The sequence below is a fragment of the Bacillus sp. EA-CB0995 genome (assembly GCF_055814245.1).
This window is the reverse complement of the sequence record NZ_CP169269.1, coordinates 3,513,346-3,540,116: the sequence shown is the minus strand read 5'-3', so window position 1 is coordinate 3,540,116 and position 26,771 is coordinate 3,513,346. Positions and strand designations below refer to the sequence as shown.

The 26,771-nt window shown below is 36.2% G+C and carries 18 protein-coding genes and 5 pseudogenes; 17 read left to right on the top strand and 6 right to left on the bottom strand.

The genetic code is table 11. The features are described from left to right. Window positions 1–58 precede the first annotated feature (58 nt). The 4 genes and pseudogenes from ACEWFJ_RS18290 to ACEWFJ_RS18275 all read left to right on the top strand — a co-directional run bounded on the left by ACEWFJ_RS18290 (window position 59) and on the right by ACEWFJ_RS18275 (window position 4,170). Window positions 59–1,356, top strand: a pseudogene (locus ACEWFJ_RS18290) (D-alanyl-D-alanine carboxypeptidase family protein). A gap of 81 nt (window positions 1,357–1,437) precedes the next feature. Beyond that, window positions 1,438–2,010: a signal peptidase I SipW gene (gene sipW, locus ACEWFJ_RS18285; RefSeq protein ID WP_473689440.1), complete on the top strand. Its 573-nt coding sequence runs from the start codon at window positions 1,438–1,440 to the stop codon at window positions 2,008–2,010. Window positions 2,011–2,297: 287 nt separating this feature from the next. Continuing rightward, on the top strand, window positions 2,298–3,068 hold the full coding sequence (locus ACEWFJ_RS18280; protein ID WP_473689439.1) for a DUF4047 domain-containing protein: 771 nt from the start codon (window positions 2,298–2,300) through the stop codon (window positions 3,066–3,068). A gap of 508 nt (window positions 3,069–3,576) precedes the next feature. Continuing rightward, window positions 3,577–4,170 carry a CalY family protein gene (locus tag ACEWFJ_RS18275; RefSeq protein WP_098310935.1) on the top strand — a complete coding sequence of 198 codons (594 nt, stop codon included), beginning with the start codon at window positions 3,577–3,579 and terminating at the stop codon, window positions 4,168–4,170. A gap of 101 nt (window positions 4,171–4,271) precedes the next feature. Here the strand turns inward: ACEWFJ_RS18275 and ACEWFJ_RS18270 are convergent, their stop codons facing one another. Together ACEWFJ_RS18270 and ACEWFJ_RS18265 are read right to left on the bottom strand one after the other, a co-directional pair. Further along, on the bottom strand, window positions 4,272–4,595 hold the full coding sequence (locus tag ACEWFJ_RS18270; RefSeq protein WP_473689438.1) for a helix-turn-helix domain-containing protein: 324 nt from the start codon (window positions 4,593–4,595) through the stop codon (window positions 4,272–4,274). 84 nt (window positions 4,596–4,679) lie between these two features. Further along, window positions 4,680–4,811 carry an anti-repressor SinI family protein gene (locus ACEWFJ_RS18265; RefSeq protein WP_253629016.1) on the bottom strand — a complete coding sequence of 44 codons (132 nt, stop codon included), beginning with the start codon at window positions 4,809–4,811 and terminating at the stop codon, window positions 4,680–4,682. A 352-nt stretch (window positions 4,812–5,163) separates the two neighbouring features. Between ACEWFJ_RS18265 and ACEWFJ_RS18260 the strand changes: the two genes are divergently transcribed. The 10 genes and pseudogenes from ACEWFJ_RS18260 (at window position 5,164) to ACEWFJ_RS18215 (ending at window position 17,970) form a co-directional block, all read left to right on the top strand. Further along, window positions 5,164–7,554 (top strand): immune inhibitor A domain-containing protein, encoded by a 2,391-nt coding sequence (locus ACEWFJ_RS18260; RefSeq protein WP_473689437.1) that lies wholly within the window; start codon window positions 5,164–5,166, stop codon window positions 7,552–7,554. A gap of 298 nt (window positions 7,555–7,852) precedes the next feature. Continuing rightward, window positions 7,853–9,220, top strand: coding sequence for an aldehyde dehydrogenase (locus ACEWFJ_RS18255; protein WP_473689436.1), 1,368 nt, complete (start codon window positions 7,853–7,855; stop codon window positions 9,218–9,220). 305 nt (window positions 9,221–9,525) lie between these two features. After that, complete coding sequence (locus ACEWFJ_RS18250; protein ID WP_473689435.1) at window positions 9,526–10,509, top strand: ABC transporter ATP-binding protein; 984 nt, start codon at window positions 9,526–9,528, stop codon at window positions 10,507–10,509. Then, on the top strand, window positions 10,506–11,351 hold the full coding sequence (locus ACEWFJ_RS18245; RefSeq protein ID WP_473689434.1) for an ABC transporter permease: 846 nt from the start codon (window positions 10,506–10,508) through the stop codon (window positions 11,349–11,351). Before ACEWFJ_RS18250 ends, ACEWFJ_RS18245 begins: the two co-directional genes overlap by 4 nt. Before the next feature lie 6 nt (window positions 11,352–11,357). After that, window positions 11,358–12,158, top strand: coding sequence for an ABC transporter permease (locus ACEWFJ_RS18240; RefSeq protein ID WP_473689433.1), 801 nt, complete (start codon window positions 11,358–11,360; stop codon window positions 12,156–12,158). Window positions 12,159–12,213: 55 nt separating this feature from the next. Beyond that, window positions 12,214–13,265, top strand: a pseudogene (locus ACEWFJ_RS18235) (polyamine ABC transporter substrate-binding protein). Window positions 13,266–13,324: 59 nt separating this feature from the next. Beyond that, window positions 13,325–13,971 (top strand): annotated as a pseudogene (locus ACEWFJ_RS18230) (phosphatase PAP2 family protein). 208 nt (window positions 13,972–14,179) lie between these two features. Further along, the gene (locus ACEWFJ_RS18225) at window positions 14,180–16,375 is read left to right on the top strand and encodes an MMPL family transporter (RefSeq protein WP_473689432.1); all 2,196 of its coding nucleotides are present in this window, start codon (window positions 14,180–14,182) and stop codon (window positions 16,373–16,375) included. A gap of 108 nt (window positions 16,376–16,483) precedes the next feature. Beyond that, window positions 16,484–16,900, top strand: coding sequence for a histidinol dehydrogenase (locus ACEWFJ_RS18220; protein WP_098310924.1), 417 nt, complete (start codon window positions 16,484–16,486; stop codon window positions 16,898–16,900). Window positions 16,901–17,049: 149 nt separating this feature from the next. Then, window positions 17,050–17,970 (top strand): RluA family pseudouridine synthase, encoded by a 921-nt coding sequence (locus ACEWFJ_RS18215; RefSeq protein ID WP_473689431.1) that lies wholly within the window; start codon window positions 17,050–17,052, stop codon window positions 17,968–17,970. Window positions 17,971–18,136: 166 nt separating this feature from the next. Here the strand turns inward: ACEWFJ_RS18215 and ACEWFJ_RS18210 are convergent, their stop codons facing one another. The 4 genes and pseudogenes from ACEWFJ_RS18210 to ACEWFJ_RS18195 form a co-directional block, all read right to left on the bottom strand. After that, window positions 18,137–18,952 (bottom strand): CAP domain-containing protein, encoded by an 816-nt coding sequence (locus ACEWFJ_RS18210; protein WP_473692582.1) that lies wholly within the window; start codon window positions 18,950–18,952, stop codon window positions 18,137–18,139. Window positions 18,953–19,539: 587 nt separating this feature from the next. Further along, window positions 19,540–20,871 carry a (Fe-S)-binding protein gene (locus ACEWFJ_RS18205; protein WP_473689430.1) on the bottom strand — a complete coding sequence of 444 codons (1,332 nt, stop codon included), beginning with the start codon at window positions 20,869–20,871 and terminating at the stop codon, window positions 19,540–19,542. After that, a pseudogene (glcD, locus tag ACEWFJ_RS18200) lies at window positions 20,868–22,279 on the bottom strand (glycolate oxidase subunit GlcD). The gene ACEWFJ_RS18205 and the pseudogene glcD overlap by 4 nt, the downstream one beginning before the upstream one ends. 53 nt (window positions 22,280–22,332) lie before the next feature. Next, window positions 22,333–23,513 (bottom strand): annotated as a pseudogene (locus ACEWFJ_RS18195) (CdaR family transcriptional regulator). A 138-nt stretch (window positions 23,514–23,651) separates the two neighbouring features. Here ACEWFJ_RS18195 and ACEWFJ_RS18190 point away from each other — a divergent pair. Genes ACEWFJ_RS18190 through ACEWFJ_RS18180 form a run of 3 tightly spaced genes read left to right on the top strand, consistent with a single transcriptional unit; the run spans window position 23,652 to window position 26,684 of the window. After that, window positions 23,652–24,623 carry a YncE family protein gene (locus tag ACEWFJ_RS18190; RefSeq protein WP_473689429.1) on the top strand — a complete coding sequence of 324 codons (972 nt, stop codon included), beginning with the start codon at window positions 23,652–23,654 and terminating at the stop codon, window positions 24,621–24,623. Continuing rightward, window positions 24,620–25,291, top strand: a complete 672-nt coding sequence (locus tag ACEWFJ_RS18185) for a response regulator transcription factor (RefSeq protein ID WP_429709121.1) — start codon at window positions 24,620–24,622, stop codon at window positions 25,289–25,291. Before ACEWFJ_RS18190 ends, ACEWFJ_RS18185 begins: the two co-directional genes overlap by 4 nt. A gap of 1 nt (window position 25,292) precedes the next feature. Then, window positions 25,293–26,684: a sensor histidine kinase gene (locus ACEWFJ_RS18180; RefSeq protein ID WP_473689428.1), complete on the top strand. Its 1,392-nt coding sequence runs from the start codon at window positions 25,293–25,295 to the stop codon at window positions 26,682–26,684. The last annotated feature ends 87 nt before the right edge of the window (window positions 26,685–26,771 follow it).

Sequence of the window (26,771 nt, the reverse complement as noted above, 5' to 3'; positions counted from 1 at the left end):
ATATTAATTTATTGTGATTTTAATATATAGATATAAAGAGAGAAAAAAGGAGAGTTGTATGGGTAATTTAAAGAAAATTTTGGCTTTAATTATTGCAAGCGGTTTATTTTTTATTGCCCCCGCTAAATTTTATGCAGAAACTCCGCCAGCGCCAAATGTGTTTGGACAGTATGCGGTTTCTATTGATGCGAAGACAGGTGATGTTTTGTATGATAAAAACGCGTATCAGCATGCTTATCCAGCTAGTATAACGAAAATATTAACAAGTATTTTATTGATGGAGCATGTGAAGCCAGGAGAGAGAATTGCATTTTCTCCCACAGCTCTCGAACAAGAAAAAAGTAATTATCAAATTGAATTTCAACCAGGAGAGACAGTAGATCGAGATACTGCACTTATGATTTTAATGGTGTTGAGCGCAAATGATATGGCGTATGCGATTGCTGAGCATGTTGCAGGAAGTACAGAAAATTTTGCGAAGATGATGAACGAGAAAGCGCTGCAGTTAGGTGCAAAGGACAGTCATTTTGTCACACCAAATGGTTTACATGATCCAAATCATTATACAACACCTTATGATATGGCAATGATTACAAGAGGTGCGATGAAGTATCCAGAAATTATGTCGGCAATGAATACGAAGAGAACAACTGTTACAACGTCAAGGCAAACAGTTTCTATTTTTAATAAAGGAAGATATTTTGAAAATCCAAATTGTATTGGCGGGAAAACAGGTTTTACAAATGAAGCTCATAATACGCTTGTAGAAATAAATGAAAAAGATGGAAATCGTATTATTAATGTCGTAATGGCTTCACAAAAACCAGAAATTTATGAAGATATGAGGCAAATTGCTGATTATGCTTTTCCTCAACTTGTAAAACAACAAGTGCTTGATAAAAACAATTGGAAAAAGGAAATGCCTTACTTGAATAAATCAGTAGATGGTGAATTAGAACGAAGCGTTGAACTTGTATTAAAGCAAGGTGAAGCAAAAAATGTACAAGCTGTTTTTAAGGAAAATCCTATTGATGAAGCACAATTATATAAAACGGGTCTTCACCGCGGCGATGTTGTTGGGACGGTAGATATTAAAAAAATAATGAAACGTTAGAAAGTGTAAAGGTTCTTTCGAAAGAAGATGTTGCATTTGAGGAGCCGTCAAAAAGTAAAATAACAAATTCAATTCCTTTATATGTACTAGCGGTTGGAATTGGTGTAGGGATTCTTACTGTCATTAGTATTGGAATATTTCTTTGGAAGCGTAAAAAAAGCGGACAGTGTCTCAGTAAAAATAGGCAAACGAATTTTGCCTATTTTTTTTATTGCGGTTCTTTAATGTTCGTTATAATATAATTATGAGTTCTTCGAAAAGAATGATAAATTTGAATATTTTTACTTCCGTTCGCATAGAGACTAAGGAAGGGAGCGAGACACATGAAATTAGTTTGGAAAATTTTTAGTAATATCATTTCGTTTGTTTTGTTTACTATTATGGTTTGCTTAGCGTTTGTAGCGATTTCATCGAAGGCAAGTGGCGGCGCTCCAACAGTGATGGGATATCAATTTAAGACAGTATTATCAGGATCGATGGAACCTACATTTTTAACAGGATCTATTATTGCAATTGAACCAACAAAAGACGGTTCAAAATATAAAAAAGGTGATGTCATCACGTTTAAAGAAGATAACAAGCTGATTACTCACCGCATTATTGATGTGCAAAATATAGATGGAAAAGTGTTCTATGAAACAAAAGGGGATAACAACAATGGTCCAGATTTACAGCCAGTTCCTGCTGAAAATGTAGTTGGAAAATATGCAGATATTACTGTTCCATATGTTGGTTATCTACTAAGCTATGCAAATTCTAAAGCAGGAGCAGCATTATTATTAATAATTCCCGGTGTCTTATTACTAGGGTACTCTGCAGTTTCTATTTTTGGAGCAATACGTAGCATAGACTCTGAGAAGAAAAACAAGTCTTCTAATGCAGGACAATCTGTATAAAGTGAAACTTTCATCAGTGGGGGCATCCTCCACTGATGGAACAGATAAGTAAGAAATAAACGAGGAGGCTATCTTTATGAGATAGTCTCGTTCTATATAAAGGATTGTAGAGTTCGGTATATATAGGAACGCCACTTTTTTCGATAGTTTTATATAAAATATGCTAAAAATTTCTTCATGAATACATAGCACTTTCGTTTTTACTTAGGTTCACTTTTTTGAGCTTTTCATTATAATGAAAAATTTTTTTATAAAGAACTTAAATGTGTACAATGGGAGATGTGGTTATGAAAAAGTTTTCAAAGAAAGTAAGAAAAATGCTCATATTACCGTGTATATGTTCTGTAGCCTTTTATATGGGTTCTCAAGTAGTGACATATACAGAAGCATCTTTTTCAAATCAACAAACAGTACAATCGGACCTCTCAACTGCAATTGTTTTTCCGAAAACAATTGAAAAATTAACAGAGGAAGCAAAGAAGCATAAGGACGCTATTTTCACTCATTACAATGTGATAAATAGTGCAGTAAACTCAAATGGAACTGTTGCAGAATTAGAAGATAAGCTTGCTGTATGGAAGCAACACCGTGAAGTAATCAAGGTAGAAATAACAGCAGTGCAAAGTATTTATACTGAGATTGAATCATATTATAACGAAGTAGTAGAAGATATAAAGGTAAATAACAGGGAATCAGCACAAGAAATATTAAAATATGTACAAGCTGGTTTTACACAAATTCAAAGTATTCGTAATGATATGGACAAGCAAGAAATTTTACAAAAAGTCGATGAACATATTCAAGCATTAGAAAAACAAATCACTGAAGAAAAGATGAAGCAAACAAACGAAGCAAAGAAACAAACGTCTGAACAACCTAAAACGCCTTCTCAGCAAGAACAACAATCTTCGAAACAAGAAGAGAAAAAACAGGAAAATAATGCGAATGTAGAACAACAAAAACAAGTTCAAGAAGACGATTTAGCATCTACACAATCTGAGAAAAGTAACGAAGAAGTAAAGCAAGAAGCATCAACTGCTGTGGAAACAAAGCAGTAATGCATATTTCGGTTATGCCTTCTACATAAATAGAGACTAATATAAAAAATATATTGCAAGAGGAATTTGGAATATATATTATGAATACAATTTGAATCGGAATGATGCTTATTGGATTATTTGTATACCAAAAGCGAGAGAAACGATGATAAAGAGAAAGGGTAAGGCACCTCTTATTTGCTACATTAAATAAGAGGTGCCTTACCCTTTCTTGTAGAAAATATCATATATGCATGAAAAAAAGAGAATTTGTAAGAAAGATAGCGAAAAGGAAAGAAAAACAGGAAAAAATAAAACAAAAACAGAAAATTTAGAAGTTTTTGCAATTTCATTTATACACTTGTCGTTCTTTATAATGAACCATAAGTAAGTTTATTAAAGAGCATACATAGAGAGAAAGAGGAAGTATATTTACAAAAGTTATGTCGAAACGAAGCAATTATTTAACCAGTTATATCTCTTATCTTCATAAGAGCTAACAATAAAAAGAAAATTGGGGGAACTTAGAATGGGTATTAAGAAAAAGTTAGGCATGGGAGTAGCATCAGCAGCATTAGGGTTATCTTTAATTGGTGGAGGAACGTTTGCATTCTTTAGTGATAAAGCAGAAACAAACAATACATTTGCGAATGGTACATTAGATCTTAATGTTAATCCAAAAGTATTGGTTGATGTAAAGGATTTAAAACCAGGCGATACAATGAAGCGAGAATTTGTATTGAAAAATAAAGGTTCCTTAACAATTAAAGATGTGCAATTAGCAACTAAATACGAAGTGTTAGATGCGAAAGGTGATAACAATGGGGAAGACCTTGGTGAACATATTCGTGTAAACTTCTTCTGGAACTGGGATAAACAAAGTGAGCCAATCTATTCTAAAACATTAGCGGAATTACAGAAAGAAAACCCCGATGCAGTAGGTAAAGACGTATTCGCACCAGAGTGGGCTGAGGAAGGCGGACTTGCTCCAAAATCTGAAGATTACTTATGGGTAGAATTTGAATTTGTTGATAATGGTCAAGATCAAAATAAATTCCAAGGTGATAAACTGAAACTAAACTGGACATTCAACGCTTCACAAACTGAAGGCGAAGAAAAATAAGTGATATAACAAAAGCGGGGGTCCTTCCCCGCTTTTGTAGTTTTTGTAGTACAAATAAAAAAAAGAGTGCCTTCATAGAAAGCACTTCTTCTTACATAACATTATTTTTGTTGCTGTTTCCACTTATTAAACTCTAAAAATTCGCGGAATTGTTCTTTTGAAACACCAGAATGCATGGCTTCTTTAACAAGATTTATCCATTCTGAGTCCATTGCTTGTTCTTCTGTAGGCTCGTCATGAAGAAGAACATCAACAGAAACATGCAGAACGTTGGAAATTTTTTCGAGAAATTGAATTGAAGGATTTTTTTGTAAGTTTCGTTCGATAGAGCTAATGTATGATTTTGCAACGCCTGCTTTTTCAGCAAGTTCTGTTAAGGAAATACCTCTTTGTAGTCGCAGTCGTTTTATACGTTCTCCAATCATGTTAGCGCACCTTTCTTACTGTATGTAGTCGACATAAGATGTAAATTATTATAACACATTTTTCTTTAAAAAGAACAATGATGATTAGTTATGTGATTCTTGATTCGCCAGTTTTAAAAAATTTTTAATTTCTTGAGTGTTAATATTCATATCTAAAGCTTCCAGCAGTAAATCGATCCACTCTTGATCTAGTATTTCCTTTTTATTTGTTTGCAAGCATGATCTCCCCTTAATGGTTAATCTTTATATGAAGATATGGATATAAAAATTGTAATTAACACTACTAAAATCTTAAAAATTATAATTATGTCGAAAGATGTAAAATTTGGTCATAATTTTAAGTTTTGTAAAAATATAACTGAATTTTGTGATTCTATATAGAATTTTAATATGTTTATTGTAATTTATCAATATTTTCCGAAAATATAAATAAATCTGCATATATATTTATATAAAATAGAGGATTTTTTCAAGAATATTACAAATTAAGACAATATATTGTAAAAAGATTGAATTTTTAATATTATCAAAATATTGGTACATATTTGAGTTTAGGGAGGAAATAGGGATGAAGAAAAAACCTTTTAAGGTGCTGTCTACGCTTGCGGCGACAGCTGTGCTTAGTTGCACATTTGGGTTTGGAAGCCAATCTGTTTATGCGGCAACGCCGTCTAATGAAGCAACTTCTAGTCCAATCGACGATCATTTAGTTCCAGAGGAGCGCCTAGCAGAAGCGTTGAAAAAACGTGGTGTCATTAGCGACTCTGCGTCGAAAGAAGACACGTTAAAAGCTGTTGAAAAATATGTAGAAAAGAAAAAAGGTGAAAAACCTGGAAAAGAACCAGCAGCGGGGGATAGTGTTACGAAAGAAGCTTCTGATTTTATGAAAAGAGTTAAAGATGCAAAGTCTGACACAAAAGAAAAGGCAAATGAACATGTCGGCGGTCCGGTAGCTGGACAAGCTGTTGGTAAATCGGGACTAAACGGTAAAGTACCAACTACTTCAGCAAAACAAAAAGAATATAACGGACCTGTTCGCAAAGATAAAGTTCTTGTATTACTTGTAGAATATGCTGACTTTAAGCATAACAACATTGATCAAGAACCTGGTTATATGTACTCAAACGACTTTAATAAAGAACACTATGAAAAAATGTTATTTGGTGATGAGCCGTTTACATTATTCGATGGTTCAAAAATTGAAACATTTAAGAATTACTATGAAGAGCAATCAGGCGGCAGCTATACAGTAGACGGAACAGTAACAAATTGGTTAACCGTTCCAGGGAAAGCTGCTGATTATGGTGATGATGCTGGTAGTGGGCACGATAATAAAGCTCCTCTAGGGCCGCGTGATCTTGTAAAAGATGCATTAAAAGCGGCAGTGGATAGTGGTGTAAACTTAGCTGACTACGATGAGTTTGATCAATATGATATTGATGGTGACGGCAATAAAAATGAACCAGATGGACTTGTTGACCATTTAATGGTACTTCATGCTGGTGTAGGACAAGAAGCTGGTGGCGGTAAACTAGGTGACAATGCAATCTGGTCTCATCGCTGGACGATTGGACCAAAACCATATCCAGTTGAAGGTACACAAGCAAAGGTTCCATATTGGGGCGGTAAGATGGCAGCATTTGATTACACAATTGAGCCGGAAGACGGAGCAGTTGGTGTATTCGCACATGAATATGGTCATGATTTAGGTCTTCCGGATGAGTATGATACACAATATACTGGTGCAGGTGAGCCGATTCAATCTTGGTCTATTATGAGTGGCGGCAGCTGGGCTGGTAACATTGCGGGTACAGCACCAACAAGCTTCTCTCCGCAAAACAAAGAGTTCTTCCAAAAGAACATTGGTGGTAACTGGGCAAATATCGTTGAAGTAGATTATGATAAGTTAAATAAAGGGATTGGTTTTGCAACATACTTAGACCAAAGTGTAACGAAATCAGCTCGTCCTGGCTTGATTCGTGTAAATTTACCAGATAAAGATGTAAAAGGTATTCAGCCTGCATTTGGTCAAAAATACTACTATAGTACAAAAGGCGATGATCTTCATACAACATTAGAAACGCCAGTATTTGATTTAACAAATGCAACAAATGCGAAATTTGATTACAAATCATTGTATGAAGTTGAAGCAGATTATGATTTCCTTGAAGTACATGCAGTAGCGGAAGATGGAACAAAAACGTTAGTTGACAGAATAGGTGACGAACATGTTAAAGGCGGCATGGACACAACTGACGGTAACTGGGTAGATAAGTCATATGACTTAAGCCAATTTAAAGGTAAAAAAGTCAAATTAGTATTCGAATATATTACAGATGGCGGTTTAGCTCCAAACGGCTTTACTCTTGATAATGCTACATTAACTGTAGATGGCAAAGTTGTGTTCTCTGATGATGCAGAAGGTACACCGCAATTTAAGTTAAATGGCTTCGTTGTATCAAACGGTTTTGATAAAAAGCAAAATAACTACTATTTAGAGTGGAGAAACTATGCTGGTGCGGATGAGGCATTACAATATGGCCGCGGTCCAGTGTACAATACAGGTCTTGTTGTATGGTATGCAGACTCTAGCTTTACAGATAACTGGGTCGGTGTTCACCCAGGTGAAGGATTCCTTGGCGTAGTTGACTCTCATCCAGAAGCAATTGTTGGAACATTAAACGGTAAACCAAGTGTTGCGAATAGCACACGATACCAAATTGCAGATGCTGCGTTCTCATTTAATCAAACTCCGGCTTGGAAAGTTGTATCTCCAACACGCGGAACATTTGATTACAAAGGGTTACCAGGCGTAACGAAGTTTGATGATTCTAAAGCGTATATGAACACTTTACTTCCAGATGCAGGACGTAAAGTGCCGCAGCTTGGACTGAAGTTTGAAGTAGTTGGACAAGCAGACGATAATTCTGCAGGTGCAATTCGCGTATACCGCAAATAATGGAGAAGCTGTTGAAGGGGATTCCTTTCAACAGCTTTTTTCATGGGCAAATATGTTTCAAGTCATTTGTAAAGTAATATATAATTAAATTCTACATATCGTTTTATCCCGCTATTCGTGGGCAGTAAGATTCAGAGAGAAGCAAAGAAGCTAGGTGGGGGATAACTACTAGCATGCGCTTGATTGATGCGAGCTTTTCATTAGTCGAGAATGCAAAAATCACTCATAGAAGTTTTATTTTAATAGGAAGAAACAAGAATCTATTCTGGTGTATGATGAAATAGAGAGGTGAATATTTATGGAGATTGCATCAATTATAGAACGACAAAAAACGCACTTTTATAGCGGGAAAACAAGAGCAATCAATGAGAGAAAGAAACAGCTACAAGCGCTATATGCAAGTATTCAGCGTTATGAGTCTGAAATTTTTCAAGCGCTAAAGCTTGATTTAAATAAATCAGAGCATGAATCGTATACAACAGAGATTGGGTATACGCTAAAAGAAATTTCGTTTATGACAAAGAATCTTTCGAAGTGGAGTAAACCGAGGAGTGCTAAAACAGCAATGACTCATATTGGATCGAAAGGAAAAATTATTCCTGAGCCCTATGGTGTAACATTGGTGATTGCCCCGTGGAATTATCCGTTTCAACTTGCGCTTGCCCCGTTAATTGGAGCGTTGGCAGCCGGAAACACAGTTGTATTAAAACCTTCAGAGTTAACGCCGAATGTCTCTAAGATTATTGCGAAAATGTTAACGGAACTATTCCCATCAGAGCTTGTCGCTGTGGTGGAGGGTGGTGTTGAGACGAGTACAGCTTTATTAAAGGAGCCGTTTGATTATATTTTCTTTACTGGGAGTGTCGGAGTTGGGAAAATTGTTATGGAGGCAGCTGCAAAACACTTAACACCTCTTACACTTGAGCTTGGTGGCAAAAGCCCTTGTATTGTCCATAAAGATGCAAAGCTTGATGTTGCAGCGCGACGGATTGTATGGGGGAAATTTTTAAATGCAGGACAAACGTGTGTTGCCCCTGATTATGTATATGTTCATTCCTCTGTTAAAGAACAGTTTATTGAAGAAATGAGAAAGGCTGTGCGTGAACAATACGGAGAGCGGCCTTTGCAAAATGAAAAATATGTTCGTATTGTGAGTCAGCGTCATTTTGAAAGATTGTGTTCATTTTTAGAAGATGGAGAGGCTGTAATAGGCGGTAATTATGATAACGATAAACTACTTGTTGAACCTACAGTGCTTACAGGTGTGACGTGGAATCATACAGTAATGGAAGATGAGATTTTTGGGCCAATCTTACCACTGTTAGAATATGAACATATAGAAGATGTTATTGCAATTGTTCAACGGCATCCGAAGCCATTAGCATTATATGTTTTTGCAGAGGAACGAGATATACAACAGCAAGTGACGCAATCCATTTCTTATGGCGGTGGTTGTATTAATGATGTTGTGTATCATTTAGCGACTCCATATTTACCATTTGGTGGTGTTGGTCCAAGCGGGTTGGGTAGTTATCACGGAGAGTATAGCTTTCAAACCTTTTCACATTATAAAAGTATTTTATCTCAATCGACAGTGTTTGACATGAAAATCCGCTATTCTTCTACAAAAAGTGCTTTAAAATTCATCCGAAAATTGTTAAAATAGTGATGGTATTTATCAGTTAGCGTAGCTGTATGATAAAACCCCTTCATATATTGAAGGGGTTTTTCTATTCAAGGTATGTATCATATAAAGTGAAATTTTTATCGATAGGGGTTCTCCCCATCTGTTTTTTTGATTCCTCGGAATTTTGAGGTGGAGGCTTATGGCACATGAATAGCGGAATAAAACATACTACATAGAGTGAAACTTCTGTAACTATTCAAATTTTTACTGTCTGTTAGCGTGGTATAAAACATGATTTTTTGTTTAGATTGATATAAAAAATATGAGATAGATAGGATGAGGAAATGAAAAATATTATTAAGGTCGAAGCAGTAGAAAAATATTTTGGGGACCAAGTTATTATTCCACCGCTTTCTTTAGATATTAAAGAAGGGGAGTTTGTAACAATTCTTGGTCCGAGTGGTTGTGGGAAAACAACGTTACTTCGTATGATTGCTGGTTTTGAGACACCAACAAAAGGTACGATTGCACTTGATGAAGAAAAGATTAATGACTTGCCTCCTTATAAACGTCATATGAATTTAGTATTCCAGCATTATGCGCTATTCCCGCATATGACCGTTGAGAAAAATATTCGTTTTGGACTGAAGATGCAAAAGGTTGCTGAAGCAGAACAAAAAGAGCGTGCTGAGGAAGCGATGCGTTTAACACAGTTAACAGAATTCCGTAATCGTAAGCCGGCTAAACTTTCTGGTGGGCAACAGCAGCGTGTGGCGATTGCACGTGCAATTGTAAATAATCCACGTGTGTTGTTATTAGATGAGCCACTAGGAGCGCTAGACTTTAAGCTTAGAAAAGATTTGCAACGTGAATTGAAAAACTTACAACGTAATCTTGGTATTACGTTCATTTATGTGACGCATGATCAAGAAGAAGCGATGAGCATGAGCGATCGCATCGTAGTTATGAACAAAGGTCACATTGAGCAAATCGGAACACCAAAAGAAATTTATCATAAACCAAAAACGCTGTTCGTTGCAAAGTTTATTGGGGAAAATAATATTATTCAAACAGGGGAAACTTATGTGGCAGTACGTCCAGAAAATGTGAAAGTACGTTCAGTGGAAGAGCAAGCTGCCCCTGGATACCACCTTGGTCATATTGAAGATATTGAATTTGTTGGAAATATGGAGAAATTATATGTTCGCGATGAGAAGACGGCAGAACTATGGATGGCATATCAAAGTGCAGAGGAAGTAATGCAGTGGAACATTGGTGATAATGTATATGTAGGCTGGGAGCAAGCGGATGAGGTGACCTTAAATTGAAAAAAGGAAAATTACTTGCATTACCTACAGCTATTTGGTTGTGTGCCTTCTTCTTAGTCCCTCTCTTGTTTGTATTAGCTTTTGCATTTATGCAGCGCGGGACATATGGGACAGTTGAGATGAGCTTTACGTTAGAGAATATGAGACGTGTGTTTGATTCGCTCTATATGGAGACGTTATGGGAAACAGTGAAAATTGCGGTTATTACAACAGTACTTTGTTTATTGATTGGATATCCATTTGCCTATACGATAACAATTGTGGATCGTAAATGGCAATCTATTTTACTACTTCTTGCAACAATTCCGTTTTGGATTAACTTTTTAATACGTTCGTATGCTTGGATTATTATTTTACGTTCACAAGGACTTGTCAATACAGTATTGATGAAGTTAGGTGTTATTAGTGAACCTTTAAATTTATTATATAATACGCCATCTGTTATTTTAGGAATGGTATATTCACTATTACCGTTTATGATTTTACCTGTATATGCAGCAATTGCACAGCTTGATAAGAGAAAATTAGAAGCTGCATACGATCTAGGAGCCACACCGCTTAAAGCGTTTTGGCATGTAACAATTCCAATGACGATGTCAGGGATAGCGACGGGTTCGATTTTAGTATTTGTGTCATCTATTGGTATGTTTGTTGTATCAGATATCATGGGTGGTTCGAAAGTTGCATTAATCGGAAATGTTATTCAAAATCAGTTTTTAGGTGCACGTGATTGGCCGTTTGGATCAGCATTATCTATCATTGTTGTGTTATTCTCCGTTCTGTTAATTTATTTATATTATCGTGCTACGAAAGTATATAACTATGGAAACGGAGGGGAATAAACGAATATGAAAAAGTTTTTAGTCACCTATTCTTGGTTGATTTTATTGTTTCTTTATTTACCAATGATGGTACTCATGGTGTATTCGTTTAATGACTCGCGTATTAATGCGGAGTGGCAAGGCTTTACATTTCATTGGTATACAGATTTATTTCAAAAACAGGATGTACTGGATGCGTTTGTAAACAGTTTAACAATTGCTGTGGTTACGACAATTGTTTCCACGCTGCTTGGTGTTTTGTTTGCAGTTGCTCTGCATCGTTATAAATATCGTTTTGAAGGTGCAATTAACGGACTTGTATATTTACCAATTTTAATTCCAGATATTTTAATGGGATTATCACTTCTAATTTTGTTTAGTCAGCTTGGGATTGAACTTGGGAAAATGACAATTATTATTGCTCATATTACATTTAGTGTTTCATTTGTTGTTATTATTTTATCGGCACGACTTTCAGGTATGGGACGTGATTTAGAAGAAGCGGCGAATGATTTAGGTGCGACTCCGTGGCAAACGTTTCGTTATGTGACGCTACCAGGGCTCACACCAGGCATTATTTCAGCGGCATTATTGACATTTACATTATCTATTGATGATTTCGTTATTAGCTTCTTCGTATCAGGACCAGGATCAACAACATTACCGCTGTATATTTACAGTATGGTAAAACATGGTGTAACGCCAGAAATCAATGCGCTTTCTACAATCTTGATTGTTGTGATTGTCGGATTAATGATTGCTTCTGAAATGTTCCGTAAAAAAGGTGCGGATGGAGAAGAAAATTCAGGAGGCCATTTGCCATTATAATAGATGAACGAATACAGGTTGCATCTATTAAGCTCAAATTCAGGAGGGAATGCAAATGAAATGGATGAAAGTAGCTGCAAGTACAGTACTTACTTTCGGAATTACCGCTGGAGTGTTAGCAGGATGCGGTGAAAAGAAAGAGGAATTAAATATTTACAGCTGGGCTGATAACTTTGATGAACAAGTTATTAAAGACTTTGAAAAAAGTATAACGTTAAAGTGAACTATGATAAGTATGCAAGTAATGAAGAAATGCTTGCGAAATTACAAGCAGGCGGTGCGCAGTATGATTTAATTCAACCGTCTGATTATATGGTAAAAACAATGGTAAACATGAATTTGTTAGAGCCGTTAGATAAAAAGAACATTCCGAATGTAGAAAATCTTGTTTCGAACTTTAAAACGCCTCCGTTTGATCCGGAAAATAAGTATTCTATTGTTTATACATGGGGCGTGACAGGGATTGCTTATAATAAGAAATATGTGAAAGAAACGCCAACAAGTTGGAATGATCTTTGGGATGAAAAATATAAAGGTCACGTAGAGTTATTAAATGATTCTCGCGAAGTGCTTGGTATGGGACTTAAGAAAAATGGATTTTCAAATAGTACGCAAAATGATGCTGAATTAAAAACAGCTTTCACGGATATTCAAAAATTATTACCAAATGTATTAGCGTTTGATACAGATAATATTAAGCAAAATTTCATTACAGAAGAAGCATGGATTGGTACAGTATGGTCTGGAGATGCAGCGTTTATTGCAAAAGAGAATAAAGATGTTGGTTACGTAGTTCCAAAAGAGGGCGGGACAATTTGGGCAGATACATTAGCAATTCCAAAAGGTGCAAAACATAAAGAGCTTGCAGAGAAGTTTATTAACTACTTAATGGATCCAAAAGTCAGTGTGAAAAACTATGAATCCATTGGATATAGTAACCCGAATGAAAAAGCTCGTTCTCTTCATAGTAAAGAATATCAAGAGAATCATATGATTTTCTTAACACCAGAAGAGTTAAGTCGTACAGAATGGCTTGTCGATGTGGATGGGAAATTAAAAGATTATGATCGTTACTGGACAGAACTAAAGACAGGCAAAGGGAAGTAATAAAAAAACGCGATTTCTTAGCGGAAATCGCGTTTTTCCATAGTAGGGGGAACTGAAGGTTGAAAAAGAAATTACATATGTATGAGATGATGTGCATCATACTTTTGCTTGGATTATTTAGTATCATTGTATGGAAAGTACGTTCAGGCGGAGTAACGATAGTTGATGAATATGTGAGAACGATGGTAAAGGGATTTCAAACAGAAGCATCGCTTTCATTTTTTCGTTATTTTACAAAACTCGGTTCTGAAATTGGAATTGTAAGTGTGCTAGTAGTAAGTCTTTTCTTTTTTGGAAGAAGCGTTATTACGTAGCGATGGTAATATATCCTCTTTCTATTATTAGTGCGAATCTTATTAATAAGCTCATCAAATCCATTGTAAAAAGAGATCGTCCGAATATAAATGAGGCGCTAGATGCACTTGGATATAGCTTTCCGAGTGGACATGCGATGTTAGCGATTGTTACGTATGGATTTCTTGCCTATATCATCGCAGCAAACGTAAAAAGTGCAGTAGAGAAATGTTTTGTAACGATATTGGCAATTGTATTCATTGTCTTAATTGGACTAAGTCGCATCATTTTATCTGTACATTATCCGACTGATGTTTTAGCTGGTTATTGTATGGGTGGTATATTACTTATTATCATGATTTACTTACATCGCTTATTTTCAGCTCGTTTTCAAACGAATCAGGAACGATAAAATAAGGCTATCCTTTTGGTTAAAAGGGTAGCTTTTTTTATCCCGCTATTCGCGGGCAGTAAGACCCCCACCTCAAGATTGAGAGAGAATCGAAGAAACTAAGTGGGGGATGAAAAAGCCCCTACTGATGGAAGTTTCACTTTACGAGCTGGAGAATGGATATGATACACTAAGACATAGAATGGAGAAGAGGGATAGGTGATATTTGGTGAAAACAACTGTACATAAAGTAGATGCATGGGGAAAGGTTGGAGCGTTCTTATATCGATTTCGCTATACAACGATTGCTCTATTAGTATTGCTAGCTGTGACACTTGGCATATTTGCACCGAAGCTTCCAGGGGTATTAGGCGGGGATGGATTTCAAACGGAAGGCGATTATCAAACGACAAAAGGGATATTAGAGAAAGACTTTAAACAGTCACAAGATACGCTCCTGCTTGTCTTTCAAAAAGAACAAGGTGTGTCTCAGCAAAGATTTACAGAGAGAATTGATGAGATTGTAAAGAAAATTCAAAAAGAAGAAACATACGATTCTTTTCATCATCCTATAGAAAACAAAGCAATGTTACAGGATGATATTGCTTATGCAACGATTTTATTTTCCGGGAAAACAAGTAAAGAGCGGAAAGAAAAAACATTAGCCTTTGCAAAGGAGATTCAAAAAGAAAGTAACGGGGAAGTAAAAGTGTCTCCAACTGGATATCCAGTCATTAATGATGAAATAAATACAAGAACACAAAATGATTTGAAAGTAGCCGAGATGATTGGTTTGCCGATTGCTTTTCTTGTATTATTGCTTTCTTTTGGTAGCTTGTTTGCATCTATTTTGCCTATTTTAAACGGAGCACTAAGTGTTATTAGTACGATGGGGATTTTATATTTTGTCGGAGAACAAAAGGAACTTTCTATTTTTGTACTAAACGTGGCGCCGATGATTGGGCTTGCTTTATCCATTGATTTTGCTCTTTTATTTGTGAATCGTTTTCGAGAAGAGCTTGCACATCGTTCTGTTAAAGAAGCAATTATAGTTACATATCAAACGGCTGGTCGTGCAATTATTTTCTCAGGTTTATGCGTATTTGTCGGTTTATCTGGTTTGTTCTTTTTCAAAATTGATTATATTCAATCTGTCGCAATTAGTGGGATGATTGTTGTAGTAATGAGTATTTTATTTTCTTTAACGATGCTCCCAGCATTGTTAGCATTAATGGGGAAACGTTTAATAGGAAAGAACCAACATGTTCACCGTACAGCACCAATGTGGCGTAAATTTGCACAGTTTGTAATGAAGTATCCGATTGTGATGACAGTTGCTGTATTTACATTTATTATTATTTGTTTATTACCGCTACGCAGTGCAGATTTACAGTTCCCTGGTGTAGAATCATTACCTGAGAAAAGCGAAGCGCGCATTGCCTATGAACGTTATGAAGACGCGTTTAATAAAATGGTAAAAACTCATGCAGATGTAACACTTGTTGTTGAGACAAAAGGAAATGTAACAGAAAAAGAAAATTTACAAGCGTTGCAAAAGGTTGTGCAGAAGTTAAAGAATGATAAAAATGTATATGAAGTAAAGAGTCTATATGAGCAGCTTGGAAATATGTCTGCAGAACAACTGTCAGCAATGCTGCAATCGCCAAATCGTGCGCAAGTAGAGCCAGTATTAGAGGCGTATGTGAAAGATAATAAGACAACAATTGAAATTGTTTTAGATACAAAGCCAAGAACAGAAAAGGCAAAGCAATGGGTGCGAGATTTTAAAGAAAACTATAAAACGGAAGGCATAACGTATTATTTAGGTGGAATGACAACATTTCAACAAGAACTAGAAGATGAGATTAAAAATAAAGTTGTTGTTGGTATGTCTGTTATTTTCGCTTCAACATTTCTGATTTTATTGCTAGCATTTCGTTCGTTGCTTATACCGATTAAAGCAATTGTGATGAATGTGCTTAGTTTAAGTGCGACAATTGGAATTGTCATTTGGCTCTTTGAAGGAGGCCATTTTGGATTAGAACAGAGCTCAGTATTATTTGTATTACCGATCTTTATTTTCGGGTTAGTATTTGGATTAAGTATGGACTATGAAGTATTTCTTATTTCACGTATTCATGAATTATACGAGGAGACAAGAGATAATGATTATGCAACATTAGAGGGATTAGTGTCAACGAGCCGAATTATTACATCAGCCGCATTAATTATGATTGTTGTTACAGGTGCATTTGCTTTTACTGATATTTTGCCAGTGAAACAAATGGGACTTGGCGTTGCGCTAGCGATATTTCTTGATGCAACAATTATTCGATTAATCCTTGTACCGAGTTTAATGAAAATGTTTGGTGAGTGGAACTGGTGGCTCCCATTTAGGAAGAAGAAACAGAAAGAAATGCATTGAAAAATAGCTCTCATCTTATATGGTGAGAGCTATTTATATGAATAGCCTCCCACCCTTTTAGCGAATAGTATGAGATAAGGAAATTACATATAAGAGTGGGTGAAGACAATGTTTCGTTATTTTAAATTTAAATTGAATGATACTGTACAATTTGCAGAAAATGATGGGCATATGTATCGCATTGTCGGCTATCGGTTAGAAAAAGGTTTTTATCCAAAGGATGAATGGACACATATTATTTATGAACTACTGCGAGAGTTTGATGGGTACACGCTAGATGCGGAAGAAGATGAGCTTGTGAAAGTTATTCAAGTAGAGGAGGAGTATTATAAAATTCATGATATAGGTGAGTATCGTTATCCTGTTAAAATGAAAACACCGCGGAAAAAATGTAATCATGAAACGATAGATCAATTATTAGATGCTTATAATGATTACAAGAAACTAGCTGAATTTTTTAAGGACTTATCATATGAAAGAAAAGCCGAAGAAATGTTGCAGGAGATAAAAAAACTTCGTGCATAAAGTTCAATTAGCATCAGTAGAGTTCTGATGCTAATTGAAGCAATCGTGCTTTTACGGACAGTTCAATAATTGTTGAACTGTCTTTTTAACTATGCGTTAGTAGGGATTTTCCGTTACAATAAGAGGATTAATAGAAATAAGGTGATTATATGAAAGTAAAGAAAATGGGAGAATGGTGTGAGATTATGGTTCCTTCTGTATGGGAGGGACGAACGATTGATTCTATTTTGAAAGAAGAATGGCAAGTTCCGAAAAAATTATTACATCACTATCGTATGGAAAAAAGCATTCTTGTTAATGGAGAAGGAAAACGCTGGAGTGAACAACTGCAAGAAGGAGATAAATTGCAAGTTCATATGTTCATGCAAGAGGAGTATGACGTGGAACCAGAGTTTTATGATATAGAAGTCATATATGAAGATGATCATGTATTGATTGTTAACAAGCCAATACAAGTAGATACGCATCCTGCAAGTAAAGGCGGGACAGGGACATTAGCAAACTATGTAGCATTTCATTTGCAAATGCAAGGAATTGAAACAAAGGTACGTCACATTCACCGGCTAGATAAGGATACAACAGGCGGAGTCGTCTTTGCAAAGCATGCATTAGCTGGTGTGATTATGGATCGATTATTGATGGAACGCAAAATTAAGAGAACATATATGGCACTTGTTGAAGGGAAAGTACAAAAGAAGCGGGGCACAATCGATGCTCCAATTGGACGAGATCGTCACCATGCATCGAGGCGCCGTGTTTCTCCAAAAGGTGACCGTGCTGTAACGCATTATGAGGTCGTGCAATATTCAAAAGAGAGCAATGTAACACTCGTTAAAGTTCAATTAGAAACGGGAAGAACACATCAAATACGTGTTCATATGAGTTATCTCGGTCATCCACTGGTCGGCGATGTATTGTATGGAGGTAAGACAAAGCTACTTTCTCGCCAAGCATTGCATGCTGCTCACATTTCAATGTTACATCCGATTACAAAACGTCAAATTGACGTAGATATACCTCTTCCTCATGACTTTTCTCATATATTACATTCTTATATGTATACAAAATAAATAGAGCCTTTTTAGAAGACTCTATTTATTCCGCTATTTGCAGGCAGTAATCCTAAAACTCCAAATTCAGCAGAAAGCAAAGAAGTTAGATAGGAGATAAACTGCTAATTGGTTGAACAAATAATCAGTGGGGAGAACCCCCACTGATTAAAGTTTCATTTTATGCTTACTTTGAAATAAATTCTTGTGTCCAGTAGTTTCCGTTTTCTACGTAACCAACACCGATGTGCGTGTATCCGCTATTTAAAATATTTGCACGGTGACCTGCACTATTCATCCAAGCTTGTACAACTTCTTCTGGAGTTTGTTGTCCCTGTGCAATATTTTCACCAGCAGATCTGTATGAAATACCAAACTGTTTCATCATATCAAACGGAGAACCGTATGTTGGGCTAGTGTGGTCGAAGTAATGATTTTTTTGCATATCTTCTGATTTAATACGTGCCATTTTGCTTAACTCAGTGTCTACTTTTAATGCTGGTAAACCTTGTTTTGCACGTTCAGCATTTGTTAAATCAACAACTTTTTGCTCAAATGCGCTTAATGAACCTTTTGAGTCCTCAGCTGGTTTATCAGCAGGCTTATTAGCAGGCTTATCAGCTGGTTTATCAGCTGGTTTAGTTGCTTGGTTGTTATCAGCAGGCTTATCAGCTGGTTTATCAGCTGGTTTATCAGCAGGCTTATCAGCTGGTTTATCAGCAGGCTTATCAGCTGGTTTATCAGCAGGCTTATCAGCAGGCTTATCAGCTGGTTTATCAGCAGGCTTATCAGCTGGTTTATCAGCAGGTGTATTTGTTTCATTAATTGGATTTGTAATTACAACATCTCCCCAAGGAGTTGTAATCGTTATGTTAGTTGGTTGTCCAGGAATTACACAGTTACCTGGTTGGAAAGCACCTGGATTCCATTTTGCATATGAGTTTAAAAGAGATGTTAAGAAAGATTGGAAGTCTTGTTGATTCATATGTTGCATATGTTGCATGAAAAATGGAGATTGCGAAATATTTTGAACTTTAATTGGTGATGGCTGCACTGTTTCTGCTTTCGCACCATTTGTCCCTAATCCAAATGTAAGAGCAGTTGCTGCTGCTACAGATAGTAAAACACGTTTTTTCATTATAATTGTCCCCCTATGTAAAAGTTTATGAAACTGTTATCACACAGATTTTATTTTTGTCGGCCTGTTTGACTGACAAATTTATCGTAGCACAGATTTTGTCGAAAAAAGGTTGGAAAAAAATTCATAGGTTATGAGATTTCCTTTTTTATCCTAGATTTTAGAGAAAGAACAAATGCCGAAATACTAGATGGTATAAGGAATAGACAGTATTTTTTCTGAGGAGAAATAAAAGATAAATTGGATATAACTTCCGATGAAGAGGAGGAGAAAAGGGATAACATCAGCATTTATAGAGGAGTACCGAGGAATATTATGGATGTTTTTTTACATAACTGTAATCTTTTTGTCGTTCTTTTTTACGATACAGTAACATACTTTTAATGTTGTAGACGATAAAAAAGACGGGCGTATCTTTAATAGAGAAAGGTACGTCCGTCTTTCATTTAAAATTATCGTTCTTTTTGTGTTACTGCTTCAAGTAATAAGTCTACAATATGAACTCCTTGCATTTTGTGGGAAAGACCCTCACGTTCAATACCAAGTTTCATTTGCAACAAACAGCCAGGATTTGCTGTTACAATTGTTGTTGCTTCGGTTTCATGAACTCGTTCCATTTTGTAGTCTAAAAACTCCATTGATAGTTCAGAATGTACAATATTATAAATACCAGCTGAACCACAGCAACGATCAGCATCTTCCATTTCTTTATAAGTTACACCTTGAATCGCTTGTAATAGCTTGCGAGGTTCAGAAGATGTACGCATCACGTTTCGTAAATGACAAGAATCTTGATACGTAATGACTTGTGGTGGTAGACGTAAGTCGGTGCGTTTATGAAAATCTAATTCTACTAATATAGAAGAAATATCTTTAATGTTCGCAACAAATTGTTTTGCACGGTCTGCCCATTCTGGATCATCTTTTAATAAATAGTCGTAATCAACTAAATAGGCTCCGCAGCCACCAGCGTTTGTAATAATATAATCAATTTTTAAGTCTTCAAATGCTTGAATGTTTTTCTTCGCAAGCTCTTTTGCACCGCTCTTTTCACCAGCATGGCCGTGCAGGGCCCCGCAGCAATTTTGATCTTTTGGAATGACAACATCACAACCTGCAATTTGCAATAGTTTCATCGTTGCATTATTTGTTTCTAAGAACATTGTATCCATTAAACAGCCAGTAAAGAAAGCAACACGTTTTTTCGTTACTGCTTTTGCTGATAAAAATTCAGGCCGATTTTTCATTTCTTTCATTTTTGGTACTTTTGGAAGAACGAGATCCATTATTGCTAATGTTTGAGGGAATAACTTCATAATCCCTGTTTTATGTGTGAATGTTTGTAAGCCGGAACGCTGATAAAACCCAATCAGTCCTGTTAATGTCCGCATACGATTTTGATGAGGGAATAACCCTTCAAAGACAATTTTACGAACAGCTTTGACTGGGATAGAGAATGTTTTGTTTTGATTTATAATATCACGTGCTTCTTCTAATAAATGTCCATAATTAACGCCCGATGGACAAACGGGTTCACAAGCGCGGCAGCCAAGACAAACATTTAGCGTGTTTTCTATGTCTTCATCTGGTTCAATTAAGCCATCAACTACTGCTTTCATTAACGCAATGCGTCCGCGCGGAGAGTGTGATTCTTGAAACCCAGATTGAATGTAGGTTGGACATGTTGGTAAACAAAAGCCGCAGCGCATACAGTTCAGCAGTTCATCTTCATTTAAACGTTCTTTAAATTCTTTTTGAATTTGCTTTGTATTTAATGTAGTCATTGCTGAGCCACCACTCTTTTACGAGAGTCTTTTGCAAACATTTTACCAGGATTCATAATATTGTTTGGATCAAATGCTTGCTTAATAGCTTTCATCGCAGCAATGCCTTCTTTACCAAGCTTTAGCTCTAAGTAAGGGCCTTCATCGCACCAACACCATGTTCACCTGTAATGGTGCCGCCAAGTTCAATCGCTTTTGCGAAGATCTCCGCAAAGGCTTGTTCCGCACGGTGCATTTCTTCTTCATTACGAGCATCTGTCATACAAGTAGGGTGGAGGTTACCGTCACCAGCATGACCAAATGTACAAATGGGAATGTTATATTTTTTTGCAATTTCATTAATTGCTTCGACCATCGGTGCAATTTGCGAACGAGGTACTGTTGCATCTTCTAAAATTGTTGTTGGTTTTAATCGTGCTAATGCAGATAGCGCACTGCGGCGTGCTGTACGAAGCGCATCTGCTTCTGTTTCATCTTTTGCAACGCGAACATCAACAGCATGAAGAGAACGGCAAATGTTTGCCATCTTTTCAATATCACGGTTTACTACTTCTGGAGAACCATCTTGTTCAATGAGCAGAACGGCTTTTACATCTGTTGGTAAGCCGATTTGAGCAAATTCTTCTACGACTTCAATGGTCGGTTGATCTAAAAATTCTAATGTTGCGGGAATAATTTTGTTTGCAATAATCGCAGAAACAGCACGTGCAGCTTCATTAATATCTTGATATAAAGCTAGCATTGTTTTTTTCGTTTCTGGCATTGGAACAAGCTTTAGAATTGCTTCTGTTACAACGCCAAGTGTTCCTTCAGATCCAATAAATAAACGTGTTAAATCATAGCCAGCGACATCTTTTGCTAATTTTCCACCTGTGCGAATAATATCACCATTTGGTAGAACTGTTTCAAGTCCCATAACATAATCGCGCGTTACCCCGTATTTTAAACCGCGTAAACCACCAGAATTTTCATTAATGTTTCCACCGATTGTTGAAATTTTCATCGAGCTTGGATCTGGTGGATAAAATAATCCTTTTTCCTCAGCAGCTTTAATAATATCTAATGTAATGACACCAGCTTGCACTGTAATTGTTAAATTTTCTTCATCAATTTCTAAAATGCGATTCATATGGCGGAAAATAAGGACGATTCCACCTTCTAGCGGACAAGTTCCTGCGCAAAGATTCGTTCCAGAACCGCGTACGTATACAGGAATCTTATGCTCGTTACATATTTTTAAAACTTCTGCGACTTCTTGCGTATTACGAGGTGCGACAACGGCATCTGGCATTGCCTGAAAGTTTGGAGTCGCATCGTAACTATACGTTAAACGTCCCATGTTAGACGTATCTACATTCTCCTTACCAACAATGGATACGAGTGCATCAACAATTTGTTGTTTTAACATACTGAAAATCCCCCTCAAACTGTTATGCAAAGTTTTTTCGAATACAAACTTTGTCACAGTGTTTTTCTATTTTTATGATAAAAAAAGCGGGGGCTCCCGCTATGTGTGAATAAACAAATATTATCCTGTTTTCCCTTCTTTTTTGGATGATTATCTAATAAGAGTAGGGCGAAATATAAAATGACTAAATCCTTTATTTGCTTTGGATCTAATTCGGTGTGTTCTTCAATTTTTTTAAGCGGTAATGCAATGTATTAATATGAATATGAAGTATTTCCGCTGTTTGTTTATACGATTGATTGTTTTCGATAAATAAACGCAATGTTTCAATCAATTCAGTTTCTGTATGAAGTTTATGAATGGTGCGTTGTAAAAATGCTTCACGCGTACGGGGAGTAATATCCTGAAGACACATTTCTAAGCGCAAATCTTCATTAAAAACAATGTCTGTCGTTTTTTGAGAAACAGTAAGTGCTCGGAGTGCTTGTTCATAAGAGTGGTGCATCTCATTTGGCGCAACTACTTGTCCAATACCGATGCTTAATATAATAGGAAATAATGTTTCACATTCATATTTTAATCGCTTTAAAAATTGAAATATTTCTTTTTTTGTTTTAAACGACTGAAATAAAATAAAGCGGTCGTTGCCCCAGCGTACAAACAAGTCTTGTTTTGGTAAAAGGTTGCGTATATGTTGCCAAATTTTCCGCTGGAGCATCGAATCATCTTGATTATATGAAAGTAAAATGAGTTGTTTCTTTTTTTGTAAATCAATTCCAAGGGTTTTTGCGCGGTCTAAGAAGCTAGAGGACCAATCAGTACCTTGGAGCCAATCAAATACGAATGCTTCGTATGAGCGCTGTTCAAGCTCTAATTGTTCTACAAAATAGTTTTCGTGAATTAATAGCTCAGTCATTTTCCGTAATATTTCTCCGTACTGTGAAATATTTTCAGGATCTCCTGTAATTCCAATTACACCAATCACTTCATCGTGAAAGAGGAGAGGGAGGTTGATGCCTGCTTTTACGCCGCATAGGCTCTGTTCATCTTCATTTGTAATAATTACCGTCCTTTTTTGCTCCGCACAGCGAAGAGCTCCTTCGTGAAAGCTTCCAAGCCTTTCCTGGTCTGTACTTGCGATAATTGTTCCGTTTATGTCAATAATGATAATATTTTCGGTAATGAGTCTTCGTACTTCACGGACAATTTTATTTGCTAGATCGGGAAATAGCATACTTTTAACACCCACTATTTTTATATTTGTTTTACCATTATATAGTGATTATGATAAAGAAAAAAGATTTCACACTTTCCTCACAATTATTTGCTATTTTACAAGTATATCGAAACTGTCCATAATGGAGGTAATCTTTTGAAAAAGTGGTTTATTTCACTTTGTATCGTACTATTACTTACAGGGTGTAAGGGAGGGGCTTATCAGTCTATTGATCCAAAAAGGGATCTTCTCATTACGACAAATATAAAAGAAGGAAGTATTAGCTTTATTGATACTGATACGAAAAAAACAATTACAACGTGGCATTTAAATGAACCTATTATGGGAACAACGTTGTTACCAGACGGGAATCGTTTGCTTGTGTATGGTAAGCAACTAGATTATATATATGTGTATTCTTTAAAAGATGGAAAGCAGCTTGAGAAATGGAATACAGGAAAAGGAATAGCAAACATCTTATTATCTGAAAATGGAAAAGAATTGTTCCTAGCGGATCAAAATCAGCAAAAAATTCGTATTTTTACAACCAATGGAAAAGAAACAGGGAGTGTTTCGGTTGGAAAGGGTCCGCTTACTATGGTGCAACATAATGATATGTTATATGTCCTGAATTTTTATGATACGAAATTGTCTAGCATTGATGTGAAACAAAAAAAGGTTGTGAACTCTTTTATGATTCCGCCGGCTTCAACTGGTGCGGTTCTTAGCGAAGATGGAAAGGACATCTTTATTGGTGGACACGGTGACGGTAAACAAGTAAATGAAAAAGTACTTGAGTATTCTCTTGAAGATGGCGAAATGCTTCAATCGTTAGATGCACCATTTATGCCAATTAACTTGTCTACAGATCAACAATTTATTTATGTACTTAGCCACGGATCTAGCACGCTGAGAAAGTTCGATGGAAAAACGTATAAAGAAGTAGATTCTCTTGAAGTAGGGTCGAATCCATTTGCATTTTGGCAAATTGGCAATGAAGGGTATGTTGCGAGCTATGATAGTGATGAAGTGTACGTTGTAGATTTAAACGAAATGAAAATAAAACAGACGATTTCGGTTGGTAAAGGGCCATTTCAATTTGTGCAAAGAGTAGGGGAGAAGAAATGAGTAAGTATAAAGTATTACTTGTTGATGATGAAAGTGATATGAGGCAGCTTGTTGGTATGTATTTAGACAACTTTGGTTATGAGTGGAAAGAAGCCCAGAATGGAAAACAGGCACTGCACATACTGGAAACAGAAGACTTTGATTTTGTTATTTTAGATATCATGATGCCAGAAATGGATGGGATTGCGGTATGTAAAGAAATCCGAAAAACATCAGATATTCCAATTATCTTTTTGACAGCAAAAGGGGAAGAGTGGAATCGTGTAAATGGACTGCGGACGGGGGCAGATGATTATATTGTGAAACCATTTAGCCCAGGAGAGTTAATTGCACGTATGGAAGCGGTATTAAGGAGATATACGAAATATGAAGAGCAAGAAGAGATGGAATTTGGACCGATTGTAATTAATGAAAAAAGTCGCCGCGTTGAAATAGAAAATGAGAGTATTTCATTAACTGTTAAAGAATTTGATTTACTTTATTTTCTTTGTCAACATAATGGCCAAGTATTTAGCCGAGAGCAATTGCTTGAAAAAGTTTGGGGCTATGATTACGCTGGCAGCACTCGAACAGTTGATACACATGTGAAAACAATGCGCTTAAAGCTTAAAGAACAGGGGAATTGTATTCAAACTGTTTGGGGCGTAGGCTATAAATTTGAGGTGTAAGATGCTTACGATGGTACAAAAGTTATGGCTTACAGTTGCATGTGCTGTGTGTGTAACAGTTTCGTTTTTATATTTTGTCTCGCTGTATTCGTATGAGAAATTATATGTTCAAAATATTGAAGAGACATTAAAAGCAGAGGGAAATCGTCTTGTAGCGCAATATAGAGCAGATGAGCCCGTAGATGTATTTGAAGAAAAGGTAAAATCATTCGATAAAATTGCGAGCGCAGATGTACTGTTTGTTAGCAATCCGCGTGATTTAAGTGCATGTCTTCCATTTGATGTTCATTACAATTCAATTATTAGTGAGAATGACCGACAAACATTACTAGAAGGAAATACGATTACGAAGATTGGGTATGAAGAACATTTTCATCGTAACATTATGGGTGTCGTTATTCCTGTGTTAGACAATAAAAAGCTAGTCGGTATTGTATATTCTTATCTTCCTTTAAAGAGCATTAAAGATTTAATTTATGAAATGGGACTCATTTTAGCTCCTCTTGCCCTTGTAATGATTGTGCTAACTATATGGATTGGACGAAAGATTGTCATTACAATTACAAAGCCGCTTTCACAAATGGAACGGGTCGCACATCATATGGCAAAAGGAGATTTTTCGCAGCGGATTACGATTTCATCAGAAGATGAAATTGGAAAACTTGGCAAAGCGTTCAATAAGATGGCAAGTTCATTAGAAGAAGAGGATGTGCAGCGAAAAGAATTTTTAGCAAATGTGTCACATGAGCTTCGAACTCCGCTTAGTTATATTAAAGGATATAGTGAAGCGATTATCGATGGAGTAGCAAAAGGAGAGCAGCAATTAAAATTCACCCAGCTTGTTCATAAAGAAGCTGGGCGTATGCAACGGCTTGTTCATGACTTGCTGGATTTAGCACAGCTTGAAGGAGAGCGTTTTCCTCTTAAAAAGCAGCCTATTGTATTTGCGCAGTTAATTGAAGATGTACTAGAGACGTATGAATTACAAGTGATTGAAAAACAAATTGTACTGCATACAACTTTTGATCCAGATATTATTGTCAATATTGATGAAGATAGGATGCAACAAGTGCTTCATAATGTATTAGATAATGCTATTCGCTATACAGGTGAAAAAGGTGCTATTTATGTGCAATTAGAACAACAGGCAGGGCAAGGTAAATTGCAAATCATAGATACCGGGATTGGTATTGGTCCGGAACATCTTGAAAAACTGGGTGAACGTTTTTACCGAGTCGATAAAGCAAGAAGCCGCCATAATGGTGGAACGGGACTAGGACTTGCGATTGTAAAACAAATTGTGCACATTCACGGCGGAACGTGGCATATTGAAAGTGAAGAAGGCAGAGGAACGAAAATTTCGATTTATTTACCAATTATCTCTTCGGAATAATTTTTTGTCCATTTTATGAACAAAATGTTTGTACTTCTATGTATTTAGTTCTAAAATAGATATGGATGCTATTTTCTATATAAAGTG